Source organism: Acinetobacter portensis, assembly GCF_009372215.1.
GTDB lineage: Bacteria > Pseudomonadota > Gammaproteobacteria > Pseudomonadales > Moraxellaceae > Acinetobacter > Acinetobacter portensis.
The window spans coordinates 42297-64169 of the sequence record NZ_LWRV01000002.1 but is presented as its reverse complement, the minus strand read 5'-3'; the positions used below and the strand labels follow the sequence as shown (position 1 = coordinate 64169).

Annotated in this window: 25 protein-coding genes; 10 read left to right on the top strand and 15 right to left on the bottom strand. The window is 37.1% G+C overall.

Going from position 1 to position 21873, the window contains the following annotated elements:
- Positions 1 to 7 precede the first annotated feature (7 nt).
- Entirely contained in the window at positions 8 to 1054 is a 1047-nt protein-coding gene (locus A6M14_RS00325; protein ID WP_163121057.1) for a rod shape-determining protein, read from the bottom strand.
- A gap of 134 nt (positions 1055 to 1188) precedes the next feature.
- On the opposite strand from A6M14_RS00325, the gene gatC reads away from it, so the two are divergent.
- From gatC to gatB, 3 genes are read left to right on the top strand one after another with little or no spacing between them, the layout of a single operon-like run.
- Positions 1189 to 1503: an Asp-tRNA(Asn)/Glu-tRNA(Gln) amidotransferase subunit GatC gene (gene gatC / locus A6M14_RS00320; RefSeq protein ID WP_152872789.1), complete on the top strand. Its 315-nt coding sequence runs from the start codon at positions 1189 to 1191 to the stop codon at positions 1501 to 1503.
- Positions 1504 to 1554: 51 nt separating this feature from the next.
- A complete protein-coding gene (gatA, locus tag A6M14_RS00315; protein ID WP_152872788.1) occupies positions 1555 to 3033 on the top strand; it encodes an Asp-tRNA(Asn)/Glu-tRNA(Gln) amidotransferase subunit GatA in 1479 nt (492 codons plus the stop codon).
- Positions 3033 to 4505, top strand: a complete 1473-nt coding sequence (gene gatB / locus A6M14_RS00310) for an Asp-tRNA(Asn)/Glu-tRNA(Gln) amidotransferase subunit GatB (protein WP_152872787.1) — start codon at positions 3033 to 3035, stop codon at positions 4503 to 4505. Before gatA ends, gatB begins: the two co-directional genes overlap by 1 nt.
- 31 nt (positions 4506 to 4536) lie before the next feature.
- Here the strand turns inward: gatB and A6M14_RS00305 are convergent, their stop codons facing one another.
- Positions 4537 to 5403 carry an RES domain-containing protein gene (locus A6M14_RS00305; RefSeq protein WP_152872786.1) on the bottom strand — a complete coding sequence of 289 codons (867 nt, stop codon included), beginning with the start codon at positions 5401 to 5403 and terminating at the stop codon, positions 4537 to 4539.
- A gap of 444 nt (positions 5404 to 5847) precedes the next feature.
- Here A6M14_RS00305 and A6M14_RS00300 point away from each other — a divergent pair, with 444 nt between their 5' ends.
- Positions 5848 to 6753: an NADP-dependent oxidoreductase gene (locus A6M14_RS00300; RefSeq protein WP_152872785.1), complete on the top strand. Its 906-nt coding sequence runs from the start codon at positions 5848 to 5850 to the stop codon at positions 6751 to 6753.
- A 90-nt stretch (positions 6754 to 6843) separates the two neighbouring features.
- Here the strand turns inward: A6M14_RS00300 and A6M14_RS00295 are convergent, their stop codons facing one another.
- Complete coding sequence (locus tag A6M14_RS00295; RefSeq protein ID WP_152872784.1) at positions 6844 to 7362, bottom strand: hypothetical protein; 519 nt, start codon at positions 7360 to 7362, stop codon at positions 6844 to 6846.
- A gap of 175 nt (positions 7363 to 7537) precedes the next feature.
- Positions 7538 to 8734, bottom strand: a complete 1197-nt coding sequence (gene sbmA / locus A6M14_RS00290; RefSeq protein WP_152872783.1) for a peptide antibiotic transporter SbmA — start codon at positions 8732 to 8734, stop codon at positions 7538 to 7540.
- A gap of 309 nt (positions 8735 to 9043) precedes the next feature.
- Here sbmA and A6M14_RS00285 point away from each other — a divergent pair, with 309 nt between their 5' ends.
- Positions 9044 to 9244: a hypothetical protein gene (locus tag A6M14_RS00285; RefSeq protein ID WP_152872782.1), complete on the top strand. Its 201-nt coding sequence runs from the start codon at positions 9044 to 9046 to the stop codon at positions 9242 to 9244.
- A gap of 63 nt (positions 9245 to 9307) precedes the next feature.
- On the opposite strand, the gene lysM is transcribed toward A6M14_RS00285, so the two are convergent.
- The 6 genes from lysM to A6M14_RS00255 all read right to left on the bottom strand — a co-directional run bounded on the left by lysM (position 9308) and on the right by A6M14_RS00255 (position 13013).
- Positions 9308 to 9775, bottom strand: a complete 468-nt coding sequence (lysM, locus tag A6M14_RS00280) for a peptidoglycan-binding protein LysM (protein ID WP_152872781.1) — start codon at positions 9773 to 9775, stop codon at positions 9308 to 9310.
- Positions 9776 to 9966: 191 nt separating this feature from the next.
- Positions 9967 to 10203 carry an acyl carrier protein gene (acpP, locus tag A6M14_RS00275; protein ID WP_163121076.1) on the bottom strand — a complete coding sequence of 79 codons (237 nt, stop codon included), beginning with the start codon at positions 10201 to 10203 and terminating at the stop codon, positions 9967 to 9969.
- A gap of 86 nt (positions 10204 to 10289) precedes the next feature.
- Positions 10290 to 11024, bottom strand: a complete 735-nt coding sequence (gene fabG, locus A6M14_RS00270; RefSeq protein ID WP_152872779.1) for a 3-oxoacyl-ACP reductase FabG — start codon at positions 11022 to 11024, stop codon at positions 10290 to 10292.
- A complete protein-coding gene (gene fabD, locus A6M14_RS00265; protein ID WP_152872778.1) occupies positions 11021 to 12007 on the bottom strand; it encodes an ACP S-malonyltransferase in 987 nt (328 codons plus the stop codon). The genes fabG and fabD overlap by 4 nt, the downstream gene beginning before the upstream one ends.
- 189 nt (positions 12008 to 12196) lie before the next feature.
- Positions 12197 to 12379: a 50S ribosomal protein L32 gene (rpmF, locus tag A6M14_RS00260; protein WP_152872777.1), complete on the bottom strand. Its 183-nt coding sequence runs from the start codon at positions 12377 to 12379 to the stop codon at positions 12197 to 12199.
- Positions 12380 to 12455: 76 nt separating this feature from the next.
- Positions 12456 to 13013, bottom strand: a complete 558-nt coding sequence (locus A6M14_RS00255) for a YceD family protein (protein ID WP_152872776.1) — start codon at positions 13011 to 13013, stop codon at positions 12456 to 12458.
- Between the two features lie 97 nt (positions 13014 to 13110).
- On the opposite strand from A6M14_RS00255, the gene A6M14_RS00250 reads away from it, so the two are divergent.
- The 5 genes from A6M14_RS00250 to rluB all read left to right on the top strand — a co-directional run bounded on the left by A6M14_RS00250 (position 13111) and on the right by rluB (position 17137).
- The gene (locus A6M14_RS00250; RefSeq protein WP_152872775.1) at positions 13111 to 13773 is read left to right on the top strand and encodes an elongation factor P hydroxylase; all 663 of its coding nucleotides are present in this window, start codon (positions 13111 to 13113) and stop codon (positions 13771 to 13773) included.
- Between the two features lie 83 nt (positions 13774 to 13856).
- Positions 13857 to 14474, top strand: a complete 618-nt coding sequence (locus A6M14_RS00245) for an L-threonylcarbamoyladenylate synthase (RefSeq protein ID WP_152872774.1) — start codon at positions 13857 to 13859, stop codon at positions 14472 to 14474.
- Between the two features lie 245 nt (positions 14475 to 14719).
- On the top strand, positions 14720 to 15514 hold the full coding sequence (locus A6M14_RS00240) for a segregation and condensation protein A (protein ID WP_152872773.1): 795 nt from the start codon (positions 14720 to 14722) through the stop codon (positions 15512 to 15514).
- Positions 15511 to 16101, top strand: a complete 591-nt coding sequence (gene scpB / locus A6M14_RS00235; RefSeq protein WP_152872772.1) for an SMC-Scp complex subunit ScpB — start codon at positions 15511 to 15513, stop codon at positions 16099 to 16101. Before A6M14_RS00240 ends, scpB begins: the two co-directional genes overlap by 4 nt.
- 40 nt (positions 16102 to 16141) lie before the next feature.
- On the top strand, positions 16142 to 17137 hold the full coding sequence (rluB, locus tag A6M14_RS00230; protein ID WP_152872771.1) for a 23S rRNA pseudouridine(2605) synthase RluB: 996 nt from the start codon (positions 16142 to 16144) through the stop codon (positions 17135 to 17137).
- A 65-nt stretch (positions 17138 to 17202) separates the two neighbouring features.
- Here the strand turns inward: rluB and bioD are convergent, their stop codons facing one another.
- From bioD to A6M14_RS00205, 5 genes are all read right to left on the bottom strand, one after another.
- Positions 17203 to 17844 (bottom strand): dethiobiotin synthase, encoded by a 642-nt coding sequence (gene bioD, locus A6M14_RS00225; RefSeq protein WP_152872770.1) that lies wholly within the window; start codon positions 17842 to 17844, stop codon positions 17203 to 17205.
- Position 17845: 1 nt separating this feature from the next.
- Positions 17846 to 18595, bottom strand: a complete 750-nt coding sequence (bioC, locus tag A6M14_RS00220; protein ID WP_152872832.1) for a malonyl-ACP O-methyltransferase BioC — start codon at positions 18593 to 18595, stop codon at positions 17846 to 17848.
- 14 nt (positions 18596 to 18609) lie between these two features.
- Positions 18610 to 19767 (bottom strand): 8-amino-7-oxononanoate synthase, encoded by a 1158-nt coding sequence (locus tag A6M14_RS00215; RefSeq protein ID WP_152872769.1) that lies wholly within the window; start codon positions 19765 to 19767, stop codon positions 18610 to 18612.
- On the bottom strand, positions 19764 to 21059 hold the full coding sequence (gene bioA, locus A6M14_RS00210; protein ID WP_152872768.1) for an adenosylmethionine--8-amino-7-oxononanoate transaminase: 1296 nt from the start codon (positions 21057 to 21059) through the stop codon (positions 19764 to 19766). Before bioA ends, A6M14_RS00215 begins: the two co-directional genes overlap by 4 nt.
- A gap of 81 nt (positions 21060 to 21140) precedes the next feature.
- Positions 21141 to 21872 carry a YqiA/YcfP family alpha/beta fold hydrolase gene (locus A6M14_RS00205; protein ID WP_152872767.1) on the bottom strand — a complete coding sequence of 244 codons (732 nt, stop codon included), beginning with the start codon at positions 21870 to 21872 and terminating at the stop codon, positions 21141 to 21143.
- Position 21873: the final 1 nt, after the last annotated feature.

Sequence of the window (21873 nt, the reverse complement as noted above, 5' to 3'; positions counted from 1 at the left end):
CCTTTTATTAGCCTACAAATAACATGTCATGGTTTGGATTATCGAATAATTCTAATACTTTACCACCACCACGAGTAACACATGTAAGAGGCTCTTCTGCAACAACTACAGGCAAACCTGTTTCTTGTGCAAGAAGTTTGTCTAAGTTACGAAGTAATGCACCACCACCTGTTAATACAATACCGCGCTCTGCAATATCTGAAGATAATTCAGGAGGCGTTTGTTCAAGTGCAGATTTTACAGCTTGAATAATGCTTTGTAATGGATCTGAAATGGCTTGTGAAATTTCGTCAGAAGTTACAGTAATTGAACGAGGTACACCTTCTGCAAGGTTACGACCACGAACTTCAATTTCTAGTGGTTTTGCACCTTCGTCTGGTAATGCCATACCCACTTCTTTTTTAATATTTTCTGCAGTCGTTTCACCAATTACACAACCATGCGCTTTACGAACATAGTTAATAATTTGTTCATCGAATACATCACCACCAATACGTAGTGAATCTGCGTAAACACAACCTTGTAATGAAATAATTGCAATTTCAGTGGTACCACCACCAACATCTACAACCATAGAACCACAAGCTTGTTCAACAGGCATACCTGCACCAATAGCAGCAGCCATTGGTTCTTCAATTAAACGTACATCACGGGCACCAGCATTGTATACTGCTTCACGAATTGCACGGCGTTCAACTAAAGTCGATTTACATGGAACACAAACCACAACACGAGGTGCTGGTGGAAATAAGCGTTTTTCATGTACTTTACTAATAAATTGGTTCAACATTGTTTCTGTGACTTCGAAGTCAGCAATTACACCATCTTTCATTGGGCGAATTGCAGAAATGTTAGCAGGTGTACGACCTAACATTTGTTTAGCATCAAGACCTACAGCGGCAACGATTTTTTGAGAACCACTATGACGAATCGCCACAACCGTGGGCTCATTTAATATAATGCCTCTTCCTGGTGCATAAATAAGTGTATTTGCTGTACCTAAGTCTATGGCTAAGTCTGGTGAAAACAAGCCAATTAGTCGTTTTAGAATCACGGAGTCGTTCTCTATTAATCGTTATGTGAGCGCAAGCGACAACTTTAACTAAATGTGATGATTTGAACAAGTCAATCGCTTATTATATCGCATGATATTTTGATTTTTTTTTAATACTGATTTTAGGTGATGTTATGTCTACATCAGATGCACAGCATTCTGAAGATTTAAATGCACAAACCGTATCACAGATTGCACACCTTGCGCGTCTTTCTTTAAATGACGCACAATCTACTGAATACGCGGAAAGTTTAAATAAAATTCTAGGAATGATGGACACTTTAAAGAGCATCAACACTGACGGTGTAGAGCCATTAAAGAGCCCATTTGACAATCCTCAACCATTACGTGAAGACGTGGTGACTGAAAATAATCACCGTGATGAATATCAAGCCGTTGCTCCTGCTGTTCAGGAAGGCTTGTATTTAGTTCCTCGTGTGATCGAATAATTTTTATTCAGTCTAACCATTTATTTCATATATACGTAAAGAATACTTCTTATGTCAGATTTACATCGCTTATCGATTCGTGAACTTTCAGAGGGTTTAGCACAAGCCAAATTCTCTTCACGAGAACTTACCGAACATTATTTAAAACGTATCGCAAAAATTGATACGCAAGTTCAATCTTATGTAACGGTTACGCCTGAACAAGCTTTGGCTCAAGCCGATGCTGCCGATGCTGCACTTAAAGCGGGTCATGCAACAGCATTAACAGGTGTGCCCATTGCACATAAAGATATTTTTTGTACCCAAGGCATTAAAACCACTGCTGGTTCTAAAATGCTGGACAATTTTATCTCTCCTTACGACGCAACCGTTGTAGCGAAAGGTAAAGCTGCGGGCTTAGTGACACTTGGTAAAGTAAACATGGACGAATTTGCCATGGGTTCTACAAGTGAATCATCTTACTTTGGCGCAACCAAAAACCCTTGGGCGCTTGATCGTGTTCCAGGTGGTTCATCTGGCGGTTCTGCTGCTGCCGTTGCTGCCGATTTAGCACCAATTTCTACAGGTACAGATACAGGTGGTTCAATTCGCCAACCTGCATCATTCTGTGGTCTTACAGGGCTTAAACCAACTTATGGTCGTGTGTCACGTTTTGGTATGATTGCTTATGCATCATCTTTAGACCAAGGTGGTCCTATGGCGCGTTCGGCTGAAGACTGTGCGTACCTCATGAACGTAATGGCAGGTCATGACGCTAAAGATTCAACATCAATTCAAAAAGATGTAGATAACTACGTTGCGAACTTGAACGGTACATCGGTTAAAGGTTTACGCATTGGTATTCCTAAACAGTACTTCAATGTTCAAGGTTTAGATGCAGACGTTAAAGCACGTGTTGAAGAATCACTTAAAAAGTTAGAAGAAATGGGCGCAACATTGGTTGAGATTGATCTCACCATGACAGATGCTTATGTTCCAACTTATTACCTCATCGCTCCTGCTGAAGCATCTTCTAACTTACAGCGTTTTGACGGTGTTCGTTATGGCTACCGCTGTGAAAACCCTGTAGACCTCATGGACTTATACAAACGTTCACGTTCAGAAGGTTTTGGTAAGGAAGTTCAGCAACGTATCCTTATTGGTACTTATGCACTTTCTGCGGGTTATTACGATGCGTACTATGTAAAAGCACAAAAAGTACGTCGTTTAATTCAACAAGACTTCTTAAAAGCATTTGAATCTGTAGATGTGATTGCAGCTCCTGCGGCACCAACTACGGCTTATAAAATTGGTGCAAATTTATCTCAAGTTGAAATGTACTTGGGTGACATCTACACCATCGCAGTGAACCTAGCAGGCTTACCTGCAATTAACGCGCCTGTTGGTTTTGACAAAGATAACCTACCTGTTGGCTTACAGCTGATTGGTAACTACTGGTCAGAATCTCAATTGTTGTCTGTGGTGCATCAGTACCAACAAGCAACCGATTGGCATACAAAACGCGCGGCAATTGCTGAGGAGAATGCATAATGTCTAAGAACGCTGCTAAACCAAAATCTAACTTAATTGATGGTTGGGAAGTGGTTATTGGTATCGAGATTCACACTCAGCTTGCAACCAATACTAAAATTTTCTCAGGTTCATCGACTATTTTTGGTAATGATCCAAATACACAAGCGAGCCTTGTAGATTTAGCAATGCCGGGCGTACTTCCTGTATTGAACAAAGAAGTTGTAGATTTAGCGATTCGCTTTGGTTTGGGTATTGATGCTTACATTGACCAAGCTTCTGTGTTTGCACGTAAAAACTATTTCTACCCTGACTCGCCAAAAGGCTACCAAATTAGCCAAATGGACAACCCAATTGTGGGCTTGGGTCATATCGACATTCAACTTGAAGATGGCATTAAACGCATTGGCGTAACACGTGCACACCTTGAGGAAGATGCAGGTAAATCGATTCATGACCAATTTGAAGGTATGTCAGGTATCGATTTAAACCGTGCAGGTACGCCACTTTTAGAAATCGTATCTGAACCCGATATGCGCTCTGTTGAAGAAGCAGTTGCTTATATTAAAGCGATTCACACTTTAGTGCGTTGGTTAGGTATTTCTGACGGTAACATGGCGGAAGGTTCATTCCGTTGTGACTGTAACGTGTCGTTACGTCGTCCGGGTAATGAGTTTGGTACGCGTTGCGAGTTGAAAAACTTGAACTCATTCCGTTTCATTGAACAAGCGATCAATGTTGAAATTGAACGTCAAATGGATATTTTGGAAGATGGCGGTAAAATCGACCAAGAAACGCGTTTGTTCGACCCTGTGAAAATGGAAACGCGTTCTATGCGTTCTAAAGAAGAAGCGAACGATTACCGCTACTTCCCAGACCCTGACTTATTGCCTGTAATTATTGCAGATGCGCAAGTTGAAGCTGCTCGTGCTGCGTTACCTGAGTTACCTAAAGCGCGTCGTGAGCGTTTTGTAGCGGACTTTGGTGTAACTGAGTACGATGCACACGTTTTAACTTTAACTCGAGAGTTATCGGACTTTTATGAAGTTGTTGTGAAAGCTTCAGGCGGTGCTGCTCAAGGTAAAGTTGCTGCAAACTGGGTGATGGGTGAATTCTCAGGTGCTTTAAATAAAGCAGGCTTAGATTTGGCAGATTCTCCTGTTTCTGCGGAAAAACTTGGCGGTATGATCGCGCGTATTGTGGACAATACAATCAGCGGTAAAATCGCGAAACAAGTTTTCGGCTTTATGTGGGAAGAAGGCAAAACTGCGGACGAAATTATTGCCGAAAAAGGCTTGAAACAGGAAACTGATACAGGCGCAATTGAAGCGATTATTAAGGAAGTTCTTGCGGCTAACGAGAAGATGGTTGAAGAGTTTAAAGCGGGTAAAGAGAAAGCTTTCAACGGTCTTGTTGGTCAAGTAATGAAAGCGTCACGTGGTAAGGCTAACCCTGCTCAAGTAAATGAATTGATGAAGAAATTGATTGGTTAAGACTGATTAATTTTGAAATAAAAAACCCGCTTTAAAGCGGGTTTTTCCGATATTCACAAGTAAACTTAGGAGCAATTTTTTTTACTAAATTTTCATCAAAATGATAAATATTTGGTGTTAAATCTTCCCCAAATCCATCTTGAACAGCAAGTGGTGCAAAAGTGTTTTCTCTACCATATTTGCAAATTAGTGAGCCATTTAACTTCAAAAGTTTTTTTCCTAATTGAGGTCTAAAACAAATGTTAAATTTCTTTCTATCTTGCACAGAAGGATATTCCCACGCATCTTGAACTTCTTCTGGCGGTAAATCAAAAAAGTTTTTTGCTATTAATTCAGATGTTCTGTAAAAATGCTCTATACCAATACCAACAGGTTTACAAAATTCTTCTGCTAAAAAATCTTCAATTTCTATTAACCTTAAATCTTCACTAAAACTTGTACCAATACAAACAGCTTTAATAGGTTTAATATTTTCATAAATCATTAAGCAGAAAAAATCATTTTCTTTCAAGCGAGTTTCAACTATCGCTGTTTCAACATCCAACGCTGTATACAGCAAACTTTCTTTCGGCTGATTCAACCTTTGATAATAAGTAATTAAATCTTTTGGCACATTCCAAAAGTCATTTTCAGATCGCAATTCTGAAATATTAGGTTGTGAGAGCTTCCTAATTCTATAAAAATAGCTTCCTACAGGATAGGTACGAAAATGAGGCTGTAATATAAAATGATTATCTATCTCAAGAACTTTATATACTTCATCCATTAACTCTTTATCAGAAAGCTTATGCCTAGGTAAAGATCTAAAATTTCTAATCCTAGTCTTAAGTTCTTTTAAATTTATCTTATCTAAGTATTCATTAATATCTGATTTTATCAGATCTAAATTATTAACCATTATCCATCCTATATTTTAATCGCAGCAGGCTTTCAAAAATTTCTTTATCTTTTGTAATATTACAAACATCAATTTGAGAAGAAGTAAAACATCTAAATTCTAATATATAATTAATCAAAAAAAGCTCTTATTAGAAACAATATGACCATCAAAAAAATATCCTCAATCATCAAATTCGAAGACTTAGGACGTATTCAACGTTCAAGGTCTTTCTTTATGTGTGACTTCCAAATCCCTCTAAATCTCCCTTTAAAAAGGGAGACTTGTCACATCATCCATTTGATACGCGTAGTTCCCTCTCCTTTTTAAAGGAGAGGGCTAGGGAGAGGATTAACAATTAAAGAGATAAAAAAAACAAGAAAACACTGTCCCATTTTTAGCACTGTAGTTGCACAAAACGCCTTTCTATAATCACAAACATAACTCAAGAATTAGGCAAAACTCATGAACACAACAATCCTTCTTGCGCATGCATACGGACAATCAGACGTACTCGAATTAGAAAACCACACACTTCCAAAACTAGCAAAAGGCATGGCTCGCATTCAAGTAAAAGCATCAGGCATTAACCCCATCGATGCACGTCGCATGACAGGCGAATTCAAACACGCAGCACTTCCCCAAACCTTTGGAACAGAATATGCAGGTATCATTACAGAAGTTGCAGACAACCAAACACAATGGAAAGTAGGCGATGAAGTGCTCGGTTCAGGTGGCGCATTTACCCACGCGACCGTAATTGATGTTCCTGTCGAAAATCTCATTCAAAAACCAAACAATATCGATTGGGCAATTGCAGGAACTTTGGCAGGCGTTTCACAAACAGCAATGACCATTTTAAATGAAATGGGTCCTGCTCAATCACTACTGATTCACGGTGGTTCAGGTGGTGTCGGCTCTATTCTTATTCAACTTGCAGTGAATAAAGGTATTAACGTCGTCGCCACAGCCTCTGCAAAAAACCAAGAATATATTCAACAATTGGGCGCAAAAGCCGTTGTTTATGGTGATGGCTTAGTTGAAAGATTAACAGCAATACATCCTGAAAAATTTGATGTTTCCATTGACATGATTGGCAATGAAAATGCAACGCAAGCCTCACTTAAAACCGTAAAATCAGGTGGATTTATGGGGACGATTGCAGGTCGTAAAGTAAGTTCTAATAAAATTCAACCCGTTTGGGTCAAACGCAATCCTGCAAATTTAAAATATGTTGTAAACGGTGTAGCAGAAGGGAAAATTAAATGGGCTGTAAGTCGTCAGTATCCATTTGAGCAAGCTCCACAAGCCTATGCGGATATTCTAGAGGGTCATACCAAAGGAAAAAGCGTATTAATATTTAACGATTAATTGGCTTAGATAACATTGTTTGTAATTTAAGATAAACAGAAAAGATAGATCAAACAACGCATCATCTTTTCTGTTTATTCAATACAATAATTAACGTAAAACGCCCAACTTATTAAACAATTCAGGCGTTAAAAAAGTCGTTACCAACTTACTCAAATCTAAATAACGAACTAAACCTTTATATTGATCTTTAATTTCAGGTGTTTTTAAAATTTTCTCACCTGTTTCCTGTCCTAATTTTTGAAAGCTATCGCCTACCGCTTGCAAACCATCAGTTTGAATAACCGCTTTTGTTTCAGCAGAACATTGCTCCACCAAAATACGCTGTAAAACTTGCGCCAAGTTTTTATCTAAACCATCTTTCTGTTCAGGCGTAACTTGACTAAAGCTTTGCAAATCTGGATGCGCAGACAACGCAACAAACGTCCATTGTAGAACCGTTTTCTTATCTGCATCGGTCGTAGATTTCACCAAACAATCACTCAGCTTATCTACAGTTGTACTTGCCATTGCAACTTGAGCCGAACCCAACAAAGCCACTGCCATTAATGCAGATGAACCCACACGAGAAAATTTTCTACAAATCGTATTTTTTAAAGGAGATGACATTATTTTAATTCCAAAATATTTAACTTCTTTGTATCACAAAGGCAAACGAAATACCTATTATGACTATGTAACCTATGAAAAATTTAAGCAAAAAAATAAGCTAAGACCCAAATCTTAACTTATTTTAAAAATGTTCAATTTTGAATGATATTAATTATGAATAATCCATAAATTATTAATCATCCAAAGTGGCTTCAAAAGCACGTAAACGCTTATAGATTGAAAGTAATTCAATAATCGTTGGCCAAGCCTGAATTAAATATTGGAAAGATTCACGCACTTTTCCAAATACATTGTTAATTTGCATTAATAAACCTAAAGTAATGGCACCTGTGGCAATACTTGGGAATAAAACAAATAAACCAAATAAATTATCTAACTGCATATACCAAATACGCACTAAATTAAAATATGCATAATGAAAATATAAACGGAAATAATTCACACGAACATGAGTAAATAATTCGGTTAAAGTCTTCGGATCGGCTCTATTTGCATCATCTTCACCATAAACCAATTCTTTACGATATGCAGCTTCAACCTTTTGATTATTAAATTCCAAGCCAGGCAATTTATAACCAACTGCAATTAAAACAATTGTACCAAATACAGACCAAAGCACTGCTGCCCACATTAAGGCATGAGGGATTTCACCTACTATTGGTAACACTTTTACATGATTTGAAAGTTGATATAAAACAGGTAAAAATGCCATTAATGTCATTAACGCTTCAATTAAGCTCACACCCAAAGTTTCTGTCGTTTTAGCAAAACGCATCGTATCTTCTTGAATACGTTGTGAAGCACCTTCTATATGGCGTAAGCGTTCCCAATGTGCAGCATAGTAATCATTCATTGCCATACGCCAGCGGAAAACGTAATGATTAACAAAGTATAAATTTAATACGGCAATGGTAACGTAAACCATCAAAATATACATAACCGAAGTCATTTCACCATATAGCTGATGAATATCTCCACCACCACTACCCAGCATTTTTTGAATCAAATCATAAAATGGGCTATACCATGCATTTAAAACCAAACTGGTTTGAACCGAAAACCAAATATTGAATAAAATAAATGCCGATCCCCAAACAGACCATCTTTGCCAAGGATTATTCGATTTTAGCTTCCAAAATATGGCAAAAATTGCAGTCGATATAAAAAACCAAAGATAAAACCACAAAAATTGTGCCGACCAGAAACGCGTAATACTAATAGGCAATTCCGCCTCATAATAGCCTTGCGCAAAGCCTATATATTGCCCCCAAGTGTTGCCACCCGAGTACCACAGTACACAGTTAATAATAAACCACAGAATGAGTGATCCGAAAAACCACTTGGGATTTGGAAAAAATGATTTAAACATTTAATATAAATAAACCTTTATTATTTATTTCAGTAACCTACGCATCATACTGCCAAAAAACAACATTTATTTTGCTGTTAATTATTTTTATTTGTATATGACATTTCAATTGCTCAATTTAAGATGATTGTTTTATTTGTATTTCTGTATAAAATTAATCCATTAATTTAAATAAGTGAATATTTTAAACAACTTATAAAATAAAATATACACGTACATTTTTTTACATTTGCTAACAAGATCCTCCACACAAACATGATCTTGTTGAAATTAAAATATAAATTTCCACTCGAGAGCTTAGAGGTCTTCATGGAACCATATCTTATAGAATTATTAGAACCTATTGTTCTTACTAAAGAAAACTGCCCAACTATTACTTATGAAAAAGGCACAATTCTAAAAGTCATCATGGAAGCACCTGCTGTTCTTATTGTAAGTTCAGATTCAGACTTTAATTTCACTATTAAAGTGGCAGATAAAGACACAATATGGAAAATCTTTAAAGAATAAAAACATTCAAGAAAAAGGCGCAATATGCGCCTTTTTAATTACATTCATTAAAACATCATTATTTTATTCAGGAATCCGCAGAACTTGCCCTGGAAAAATATCATCTGCATTTTTTAGCAAAGGTCTGTTTGCTTCAAAAATTTTATTGTATTTATTTGCATCTCCATAAAATTCTTTTGAAATTTTAGAAAGATTATCACCCGATTTTACCGTATAAAATTTACTTTCAGGCTCTGGTGTAGCTACTGTAAGTTGATCATCTACTTGTGCAACATGATCAATATTACCCACAGCTAAAATAATTTTTTCCCGATCTGCTTGGCTCTGAACCTGCCCTTTTACCGTTGCTAAGTCAGTTGTACCATTATAAGACACACTTAAACCTGTAATAGGTAAACCTAAAGCCTTAATATGACCTAATAATTTATTTGCAACTTCTTGTGCGGTTGGTTCTGCTGATGGTGCAGCCTGTGGTTCTGCAGGTGCTGTATTTTTCTTACCAATGCCTTTTACAAAATCAAAAAGCCCCATTTTTTTCTCCTTATAATTTTATTAAGTAACTCTATTGAGTTGTTTTATTGCTCTATTTTTATAACTTTAAAACAAGTATTTGGATATAAGCATTCCATAGAGAAAAGTAACTTTATGTAAATTAATTAGTTTAAAAACAAAAAAACCACCTAAAAGGTGGCTTTTTCATTCAGCAAAGCTGAAATCGGCAATTAACCTAGTTTCTTAGAAACATAGTCAACAGCAGATTGAACAGTTGTGATTTCGTTAGAATCTTCATCTGGAATAGTAATGTCGAAATCGTTTTCGAAAGACATTACTAATTCTACTAGATCAAGAGAGTCTGCACCTAAGTCATCCATGAAAGATGCTTCGTTTTTAATCTCTTCTGCTTTAAGACCAAGTTGTTCTGCAACTGCTTGCTTAACACGTAGTTCGATATCGCTCACAGGAATTCTCCTCATTGCTTGTGGCGTTTTTAATGCCGTTAGTTTAATTGAATCTATAAAATATTGAAAGTTTATACATCAGCCAATTAGCTCATGTATAAACCGCCATTTACATGTAAAACAGTTCCAGTGATATAACTTGCCTTTTCACTTGCAAGGAAGCTCACTGCATTCGCGATATCTTGTGGATCACCTAAACGGTTCAATGCCACTTGATCACTCATTTTTTTACGAATTTCTTCGCTTAATTGCTCAGTCATTTCTGTTGCAATAAAACCAGGTGCAACAGCATTCACTGTAATTTGACGGCTACCCATTTCTTTTGCAAGACTACGACCAAATGCTTCTATACCCGCCTTTGCAGCAGAATAATTCGCTTGACCTGGGTTCGCAAAATGCGCCACAACCGAGCTAATATTTACAATGCGACCAAAGCGTGCCTTTGTCATGCCTTTTAAAACACGTTTTGATAATCGATAAACGGCTTTCAAATGAATGTTTAGGATATCATCCCAATCATCTTCAGACATGCGTAATAATAGGTTATCTTTGGTAATACCAGCGTTATTAATTAAAACAAGGACTGGACCATAATTTTGTTCGATATCTGTTACCAATGCATCAATAGCAGTACCATCACGTACATCAAGTAATTTTCCTGCACCATTTTCAGCAAAAGCAGCAGAAAGTTTTTCTGCACCCGCTTCAGATGTTGCTGTACCAACAACAAAATAACCGTCTTGAATAAGTTGCTGAGCAATGGCTGCGCCAATTCCTCGGCTTGCACCTGTCACTAATGCAACTTTGCGTTCCTGTGTCATGCAATTTTCCCTTCAGCCACTAAAATGGCATTTAGTGCATCTTCCAAACGACCTTTTGTGTCGAGTGGGAATGCTTTCTCAATATTTGGTAAACGCTTCGCTAAGTTTGCTAAAACATTACCCGGACCGCACTCCACAATGTACTCAACGCCTTCGTCTTGAAGGTATTGCAATGTTTTAGTCCATTGTACAGATTGGTATAATTGCGCAGTTAATGCTTGACGTAATTGAGTCACATCTGTCGCAATTGCAGCATTTACATTTTGTATTACAGGAATACCTGGTAGCTCAATGGCAGTTTGTTCCAATGCTTCTGCAAACTGTTCTGCCGCAGGTTTCATAAGTGAACAATGTGATGGTACTGAAACAGGTAAACCAATGGCTTTACCGCCATTTTCTTTAGCAGATTCCATAACGGCTTCAACTAAAGTTTTATCACCTGCAATAACCACTTGCCCTTTGGCATTGTAGTTTGCTGCTTCAACAGAGCCACGACCTTGTACATTTACTTGTTCGCACAGCTCAATGACTTTAGCATCATCTAAACCCAGAATAGCTGCCATAGCACCTTGACCTTGCGGTACAGCACTTTGCATTAACTTACCACGTAAGTTTACAAGCTTTGCAGCATCACCCAAGCTTAAAGCACCAGCAGCAACAAGTGCACTGTACTCACCAAGTGAATGACCTGCTAGATATTTGGGTACAACACCGCCTAACTCTAACCATACACGCCACAATGCAACGCTTGCAGTTAATAATACAGGCTGTGTGAATTCTGTCTGATCTAAGCCTTCACCAGTTTGCGCAATGTGCCATAAATCGAAACCCACTGCAGCCGATGCTTCAGCAAAAGTTTCTTGCACACTACTAAATTGTTCTGCGATTTCAGCAAGCATCCCTACTTTTTGTGAACCTTGACCAGGAAACACAAATGCAGTTTTTGTCGCTTGAGCCGCTTGTTCTAGTTGGTTAGCAGACATAAAAAATCCTTGAATGAAGAGCTATTATTATTTAACAACCGATTAAATAATCAACAAACTCTTATGAAAGCCAATTTTCGGAAAGGAATTTAACACTTAATTTTTGTTTTGGTAATTGCCAAATGCAACAAAAAAAGGGAGCTTTCGCTCCCTTTTTCTCATTAAGCTTAACGCTTAATACATCATCAATTATTCAGCAGATGCTTTAGAGAATAATTGACGACCACGGTAGATACCGTCTTTAGATACGTGGTGACGACGATGAGTTTCACCAGTAGCTTGGTCTACAGTTAATGCATTCTCAGTTAAAGCGTCATGTGAACGGCGCATGTCACGGCGAGAGCGACTTTTACGGTTTTGCTGAACGGCCATGATGGCTCCTTACAAATATCGAAAAATGGATCAGAACAAATTCAGTTGTCTTATACTTCACAGTATAACACAAAAATTAGTTAAGTTTACCCTTCAAACCTGCCAAAATTTCAAACGGATTATCTCGTTTTTCTTCAACAAGTTCTTCTACGGCAGGTTGATGCTTATGTTCACAAAACTCATGTCTTGGAGACAACGGCATCAACAATAACAACTCATCTTCTATGAGTGAGAGTAAATCAGCGGTTGCAGGCGCATCAAAGCTACCTTTCGTCGTTGCTTCACTTTCACCTAATACGATGAAATCAGCATCCTCATCCAAGCGCTCTATCAGTGACTCATCATCTACAAGAGCTAAATGAAAATCTAAAACGAGTTCAATTTCAACAGGATCCAAACAACGTTGGCATTCTACTGAAACTTTCGTTTCAACATGACCACTTAGCCACACAATACGATGATATGCATCCATTGATAGCTTACAGTCTATGTTAATCAATTGATCATCAATTGATCCAACAGCTTCACGGGATATGCGAACAAAGCGAGATAATGGCAGAGTTCCTGCCCATACAAAGCCTTGTTCGGCCCATTTAAACGGCTCAATCTGTGCCGGAAAGGTATTTGCTGACATAATTAAGGCGGCAATTCTACAAATTCATAAGTACTCTGTCAAAGATTAAGATACAATTTTGTACTTATTTAGACAGACCATTTGGGTAATTTCAGTCATGCATCTGTTGCAGCCGCAAACAGAAGTGAATATTTCATCACTTGTTAGCACACTTCCAACTTCTAATTCTGACACTTCACTCGAACAAGTGCAACTTTCTTCATGGGCGAATTTATCATCAGAAACAGAACACGTTGATTGGCTCATCTTACACTTTAATCATTGGTTTTCCCATCTTAATGTAATATTGGTTAAAGGTGATTTTGAACCTGAATATTTTCCTGTGAATGAAAATAGTCCCGCACGTATTCAATTTGCACATGGTTTCTTTAATAGTGCATTACATGAAATAAGCCATTGGAGCATTGCAGGCGATAAACGTCGTCTACTTCCCGACTTGGGTTATTGGTATGCCCCAGATGGTCGTACCGCAGAGCAACAAGCTTTATTTGAACAAGTGGAAATTAAACCGCAAGCCATTGAATGGCTATTTGCCCAATCTTTTGGAAGAAAGTTTCGTGTATCTTTAGATAACTTAACGGGCGAAGGCGGAAATGGCGCTAGTTTTAAAGATAATGTCTATACTCAAGTTCAACGTTATTTTTCTGGTGAAGCCAAACTTCCACGCGATGCTGCTCGCTTTATTGATTGTATTTGTGCGTGTACGCGAAGTGGCAAAAGATTACAAAGTAATGAGTTTATTCGTGAAATGTTAGATTAATTTATTTAATCCAACATTTCACTATTGAAAGATATTCTAAACTCAAGTGATAATGAGCAAAAAGGCATCAGGAGAAAATAATTATGCTTCATTTAAGAATCCATCCTGAAGATCCTCAAGCAAGGCTTATTAGCCAAGCTGTAGAACGTATTCGTGCAGGCGATGTTATTGTCTATCCAACCGATGCCGCCTACGCAATTGGATGCCAAATTGGTAATAAAAATGCCATGGAACGTATTTCTCAAATTCGTGGTTTAGGCCCTAAACACCAATACGCCATTATTTGTGCAGATTTATCTGACATTTCGACCTATGCAAAAGTTGATAATGCGATGTATCGTTTACTTAAAAATAATACGCCTGCTGTAACTACTTTTATTTTGCCTGCAACCAGTGAAGTTCCACGTCGCTTGATGCATCCTAAAAAGAAAACCATTGGTTTGCGTATTCCAAGCAACCCTATTTGCCAAATGCTATTAAAAGAACTTGGTGAACCATTAATTACCAGTACACTTATTCTCCCCAATCAAACTGACCCAATTGATGATCCTTATGATATAGACTTACAACTATCAAAAAGAATTGATGTTTTAATTGATGGTGGTTTAGGTACTTTAAATACAACAAGCATTATTGATTTATCTGGTGACAATCCAGAAATTCTCCGTCGAGGTGTGGGTGATGTGAGTGCTTTTGAATAAGTATCTCTTAAATCAAATCACTTAAAAATCTATAGTAAAAACAAAAGTTCAGATCATCACGGAAATAAATACTTTATATTTATTTCTAATTTTTATACAAATGTTCGTCTAATTTGATTTATTTAAAAACAAAAATCTATTAAACTGCATGTGTTTTATTTCTCCGCTATTTATTTTGGCACTCTCTCTTTAAGCCGAAAAAATAGCTTTCATGCCTTTGAAAATTCGCGTGGCCTATAACTGTAATGAATCAAACCGTCCATAACCCTATGGAACAACCACAACAAATCCGTGTATTGGATGAGTGGCAAGATACGATTCCTGAGGATTTATACATCCCTCCTGCAGCATTTGAAATTCTCTTAGAGCATTTCGAAGGACCACTCGATTTCTTAATTTATCTTATTCAAAAAAGTGGTTTCGACTTATTACAGCTTGATATCGCCCCAATTGCATCTCAATATTTATCTTATATGGATGCAATGAAAACCCTAAATATTGAATTGACCGCAGATTATATGGTGATGGCAGCATTACTCGCAGATTTAAAATCTCGTTTGCTTCTTCCAAAACCTCCATCAATATCTGCAATTGAAAAAGACCCAAAACAAGAATTAATTGATCGCTTAGAAACCTATTTACGCATTAAGCAAGCGGCTGAACGCTTAGGGCAAATGCCTGTTTTAGATAGAGATACATTTAATACCAATGTTAATTTTGGACAAGTTACCGTAAATAATGTGGGCTATGCAGCCGACCAACTACGTGATGCATTGCTTTGTGTGTTTAATCGTCCCGAACCTGCAACACATCAAATTTTACAAGAACCTGTTGCCCTCGAAGAACGTATTGCTTATATCGAATATAAAATTCAATCGGGTGAAGTTTTGCAGTTTGAAGCATTATTAAAACCAAGCCAAGGTCGTATGGGCATGGTCGTTACATTTATGGCGATTTTAGAGTTAACACGTCAACAAAAGATTTCAATTATCTCAACAGGCATAGATGCACCGCTTGCAATTCAAGGAGCAAAAGTATGAATGATGAACAAATTACACCGTTAAGCGAAGGTGAAAATCATCATGAAATATTAATGCAACTCGAAGCCATCATTTTTGCAAGTGAAGCGCCTGTATCTTTAGCAAGATTAAAAGAAGCATTTCAAGACCAATTTAATAAACAACAATTGCGCCAATTTTTACAACAACTTGCAATGTTGCAACATGGTCGCTCAATTGAACTGATTGAAACCGCACAAGGTTATCGTTTTCAGGTGAGAGCAAAGTATAGAAACTTAATTGCTCAAACTTGGCCTGAACGCCCTGTGCGCTTATCTCCAACCATGTTGGAGACTTTATCTGTTATTGCCTATCACCAACCCGTGACGCGTGCAGATATTGAACAAATTCGTGGAGTAACGGTAAATAGTCAAATTTTGCGTACATTATTTGACTGGAACTGGATTAAGGAATCTGGTTTTCGTGAACTCCCTGGAAGACCTGCGTTGTTAGTCACAACGTCACAATTTTTAAATGCTTTTGGCCTGTCATCAATTGGTCAATTGCCTCCCTTACAGGATGCCAAGGAAGCTTTTATGGCGCTCGATGCTAATGCACCGAAGTCGTAAATAGGTGAACTGTTATGATTATTTCTAAGGTTATGCTGTCATGAGTGAAAAATTGCAAAAGGTGCTTGCACGCGTTGGTTTGGGTTCTCGCCGTTATATGGAAGAAGTCATTGCTGCTGGACGTGTAAGTGTCAACGGTCAAGTAGCCCAAGTGGGTGAACGTATCGAGCCAACTGATGAGCTTCGCATCGATGGTCGCAAAGTGCAGTTCCAAATTGAAGATGAAATTCGTCGTCGCGTCATTATTTATTACAAACCTGAAGGTGAAATTTGTTCGCGTAATGACCCTGAAAACCGTCCTACTGTATTTGAACAATTACCACAAATTCCTGGTGATCGTTGGGTTATGGTTGGTCGTCTAGATATTAACTCTACAGGTTTATTACTTTTCACAAATGATGGTGAACTTGCAAACCGTTTAATGCATCCATCAAATGAAATTGAACGTGAATATGCTGTTCGTGTGATGGGTGAAGTAACACCTAAAATCATCAAAACTATGACAACAGGTGTTGTGTTGGATGATGGTCCTGCTAAATTCGAGTCATTCTCTGAAATTGGCGGTGAAGGTATTAACCGTTGGTATCAAGTGGTTGTAAAAGAAGGTCGTAACCGTGAGGTTCGTCGTATTTTCGAATCACAAGGTCTTAAAGTAAGCCGCTTATTACGTACGCGTTACGGTACAGTTATTCTTCCGCGTGAATTACGTACAGGTCGTTGGATTGAACTTGATAAACAAGATATCGACAATTTAACGAAATCTGTAGAGCTTAAACCACGTCAAGGTACTGGCTTATTTGGTATGGCTAAACGTCGTAACGAGCGTATGCAAGACAAACCTATGGCAGCACGTCGTGGTGGTTATTTACGTCAGCAACGTCGTGATACAGATGAAGTTGAATCATCTAATACTGATCGTCGTGGCGATAACACGGCTAAACGTGGTCGTGATGACAGCTATGGAAACCGTGAACGTCGTGATGAAAATGCACCGCGTAAACCTTATGGCATGAATAAAGGCTTCAAGAAATTTTAATTTCTAAGCTTCTATTTCAAACATAAAAAAACCACTCAACTGAGTGGTTTTTTTATGCTCAACTTCTAAGAAATGACAGGAATATCAATCCAAAGTGCCTGAGGAAATTGTTTAGATAAATAATTTTTTAAATATTCTGCTGTATCTTTAGAAATAATTTCATCCTGCGATTCATCACTTAAATTATAAGCCAAAGCATAAAGCTCAATATTTCGAATTTTTAAAGCCTCTAAACTCAACAAGGTATGATTAATACTCCCTAAGCGCCCAGAACTGACCAAAATTACAGGTAGTTTCTGTGCCTGAATATAATCAATACTCAGTAAATTTTGCGTTAAAGGCACCATTAAACCGCCCGCACCCTCAAGTAAAACCCGTTGATATTTTTTAGATAATTGCTCAGTCGCTGTATTAATTTTATCGAAATCAATATCTCGGTCATCAATTTTTGTCGCTAAATGCGGTGATGCAGGATAAGTGAAAATTTCAGGCATGGTAAGTTTGGTTTTATCTTCAGGAAACCACCCCATACCCATAATTTCTCGATGCTTTTCAATATCTTCAGAAACATCCACATTGCCTGTTTGAACCAATTTTTGCGTGATGGTCTGAATACCTTGCTCATTCCATAATTTTGCCAAATAACCCGTGGTATATGTTTTCCCAATTCCTGTATCTATTCCGCTCACAAAAAAAACATTCGTCATTTCACTTTCTCCGAGCGATACAATAAATAGGATGATACGTCAGCGAATATTGCTGATTTTCTGACTTAAATTGCTCATAATTTTCGTAAAAATTTGCCAAACTTTGTTTATTCCAACGAAATTGATTCGACGTTGCAGTCACACCTGTCGCTTTTAAATGCTTTAAGATCTGTTGAGGTTCATCAAACAAAAGTGGCTCTATTGCTTCGGTTAAAATTTCAATTTCAAAACCTATCTGCTCAAGTATTTTTTTCATTTCATCTAAGGATAAATAATCTAAGCCACGCCCTGTCAGCATTTTTATTTCTTTTAAGTTCATTTGACCAAAGCTAGAAAAACAAAGATATCCACCTTTATTTAATGCCGAATGTGCTTTTCTAAATATATGATTTAAATCATCCATCCATTGCAAAGCTGAACTCGATACAATTAAATCGAGTTGTTGTGGGAACTCTAATTTCTCCACATCCCCAATACACCAGTTTAAATTGGAATAATGAACAAAATTTTCACGTACATCACTGTAAATATCATTTAAAAAATATTGCTCATATTTAAAATTATTTAAGATGATTTGACTAAAATTTCCCGTACCACAACCAATTTCAAAAATACGATTTTGAGTTTCTAAGAAATTTTGGTTCTGCATATACATAAATAATTGCGTACATATTTTCTTCTGTACAACTGCATGATCTACATAACTCTTTTGCGCTTTTGAAAACCGCTTAGAAACATCATCTTTATTCATTTTATGAGATGAAATCACAATAATTCCACCAAATTCTGTATTTCATTTTGTGTGATTTTTGCCGTTAAAGAAACACGTAATCGAGCACTATTTTGCGGTACAGTTGGTGGACGCACAGGCATAATATAAAAACCCGATTTTTGTAAGATCTGCGCTCTTTCAACGGTCGTTTGCGACTCTCCAATAATAACAGGCACAATATGTGAGCTAGATGGACAGACAAATCCTTTCTCTCGAACAGCCTGTTGTAAGTTTTGGCTTATATTCGATAAGTATTGACGTTCTGCCTGCATAGCAACCATTTTATTTAAAATAAACTGCGTCCATGCCATACAGATTGGTGGTTGAGCTGTACTAAAAATAAGAGGACGCATCGTGTTAATTAAATAATCACGAATAATTTCATGACAAATTAAATAACCACCAACCGATGCAATTGCTTTACCAAAAGTACCCACTAAAAAATCGACATCATCTATCACACCATATTGTTCTGCACAACCTAAGCCTAGATGTCCACGTACACCAATGGCATGTGCTTCATCAACATAAAGCATGACTTTTGAATAAGTTTTTTTAATACGCACCAATTCAGTTAAATTGGTTTCATCACCATCCATACTAAAAATAGATTCAGTCACCACAATAATACGTTCAATACTTTCATTATCATGATATTGATTGATTAATATTTCGAGATGTTCTAAGTCGTTATGTCTATAGCGTACATATTTTGCAGGGGATAAACGAATGCCATCAATCATACTGGCATGAATAAGTTTATCTGCCAAAATGAGTGTTTTACTGTCACTTAAAGCCGCTAAAATACCAATATTCATGTGATAGCCACTATTTAAAAGTAGCGCAGATCGACCATTAAACAATTGACTAAAATAAGCTTCTAATTGTTCATATTCAGGAAAATTCCCCGTTAATAAACGTGATGATGATGAACTCATTATTCGATGTTCATTGGGTGTTTCATCAAAAAATTGTTCACGTAATTGCTGATTTGAAGCCAAACCCAAATAATCATTTGAAGATAAATTCAGCATTTTCTGCTGATTAATTTCAATGAATTTATCTTGCTGAAAATTCGACTTAAACTGTCGAAAATTACCGTTATTTTTAAGCTGATCTAGCTGTATCGCATAATGATTTAAAAGGCTCATACAACTTGCTCCTGCATGTGAGAAACAACATCTACGATACCTTTCAACAAAAAAGCCAATTCATCATCACGAATCACATAGGGCGGCATGACATAAACCAATTTCCCAAAAGGTCGTACCCAAATTCCTCGATCTACAAATTGTTGTTGTAAGCTTTTCATATCAATATTATTTTTAAGTTCAATCACGCCAATTGCACCAAGTACACGCACGTTTTGAACATGATTAAAGTCAGCCAATTGCACAAGACATTGCCTCAACTTTCGCTCAACTCTTAAAATATTTTCTTGCCAATTTTGTGACAATAAAAGCTCGGTACTTTTTAATGCAACTGCACATGCCAATGGATTTGCCATAAAAGTTGGCCCATGCATAAATACGCCCGCCTCCCCCTGACTAATGGTTTCAGCAATGTCCGTAGACGTTAGCGTTGCTGAAAGCGTCATATATCCACCTGTTAAGGCTTTACCTATACACATAATGTCAGGTTCAACTTGCGCATGTTCCCATGCAAACAATTTTCCTGTGCGCCCAAAACCTGTGGCAATTTCATCAAAGATCATCAACACATCATATTTTTCACACAGTAATTTTGCTTGGCGTAAATATTCAGGATGATAAAAACGCATACCTCCTGCACCTTGTACAATAGGCTCGATAATAAATGCTGCAATAGTTTGATGATGCTGTGCTAATGCTTGTTCTAATTCAGAAATATCTTGTTGATTCCATTCATCATAAAAACCAATTTTGGGTGCTGAAACAAAAATTCGATTCGGCAAACTTGTACCAAAAATTTGATGCATTCCTGTCACAGGATCACATACCGACATCGCATTCCACGTATCGCCATGATAGCCCGAGCGTGTGGTGATAAAATTATTTTTCTGTGGTTGCTCTTTTGAAGCCCAATATTGAACCGCCATTTTTAAGGCAACTTCAACTGCCACCGAACCTGAATCTGCATAGAAAATTTTGCTTAAATTGGGCGGTGTAATCTCTAGAAGTAAACGCCCAAGTTGAATTGCAGGATCATGCGTTAAACCGCCAAACATAATGTGTGACATTTTTTCTAATTGTTCTTTTACTGCCTGATTCAATTCAGAATGGTTATACCCATGAATGGCGCACCACCAAGAAGACATGCCATCGACAAGTTTTCGACCATCGTCAAGTTCAATTGTTGCGCCATAAGCTTGTTTAACTTTAAAACAAGGTAAAGGCTGAGTCATAGATGTATAAGGATGCCATAAATGCTGCTGATCAAATTCTAGATCTGTTAATTCGGTCATCCCATGCTCCATGCAGATATTTTTTTCATTGGGCGCATATTAAACCTGCATGAAGTAAAAATGAATTGCGATAAAAACCACTTATCTATTTATTTGTTTTATTTTGTTTAAATATTCAAAAATTTTACAACTTACTTCTTCAAAATTAAATAATGGGAAACCATGCGAACCTGAAATTAAATCTAGCTCTAAAAACTTTGCAGTGAATTTCTGAAAATTACGCTGAACTTTGTAACCAACTAAAAAATCTTGTTTTGCAAAAATATGATATTGATGACCTGTGTAATCATTCAAGATATCAACATTATTTAACTGTTCGAGGCAACTTAAACCTGCATTTAACACATCTAAATTTTGTGGCTGAATTAAACTTTGCAATGTTAAGAAATCTTGTTTGGTGGTGGTTGTTCCCTGACAAACCATAAAACCAAATTTCTTTAACGTTGAAATCGCATCATCTTTAAAAGATTGTTTAAAGGTTTGGAATGTCGGCTGATCCATCGCAGTTTGCCAAGTTTCATTCGCAACAAAGCAAGGATTCGAAGCCAAAGTAATTAAAACTTTTTGCTCCTGATATTGTTTTGAAATTTCATTTGCCAAAATTGTCGCAAGTTGCCCGCCCAAAGACCATCCCATTAAAACATCATAATTTTTCGCAAGCTCTACATGTTCTTTTAAAACATTCACATCTAAAGCATTAAAAATATTAATGAGTTTAACCGTATAATTTTCGGTTTCTAATTGTTGTTTTAAAGGCTGTAAAAGTTTTGTTCCACCGCCCCAACCTGTTATGAGCAAAATACTTTTTTTCAAA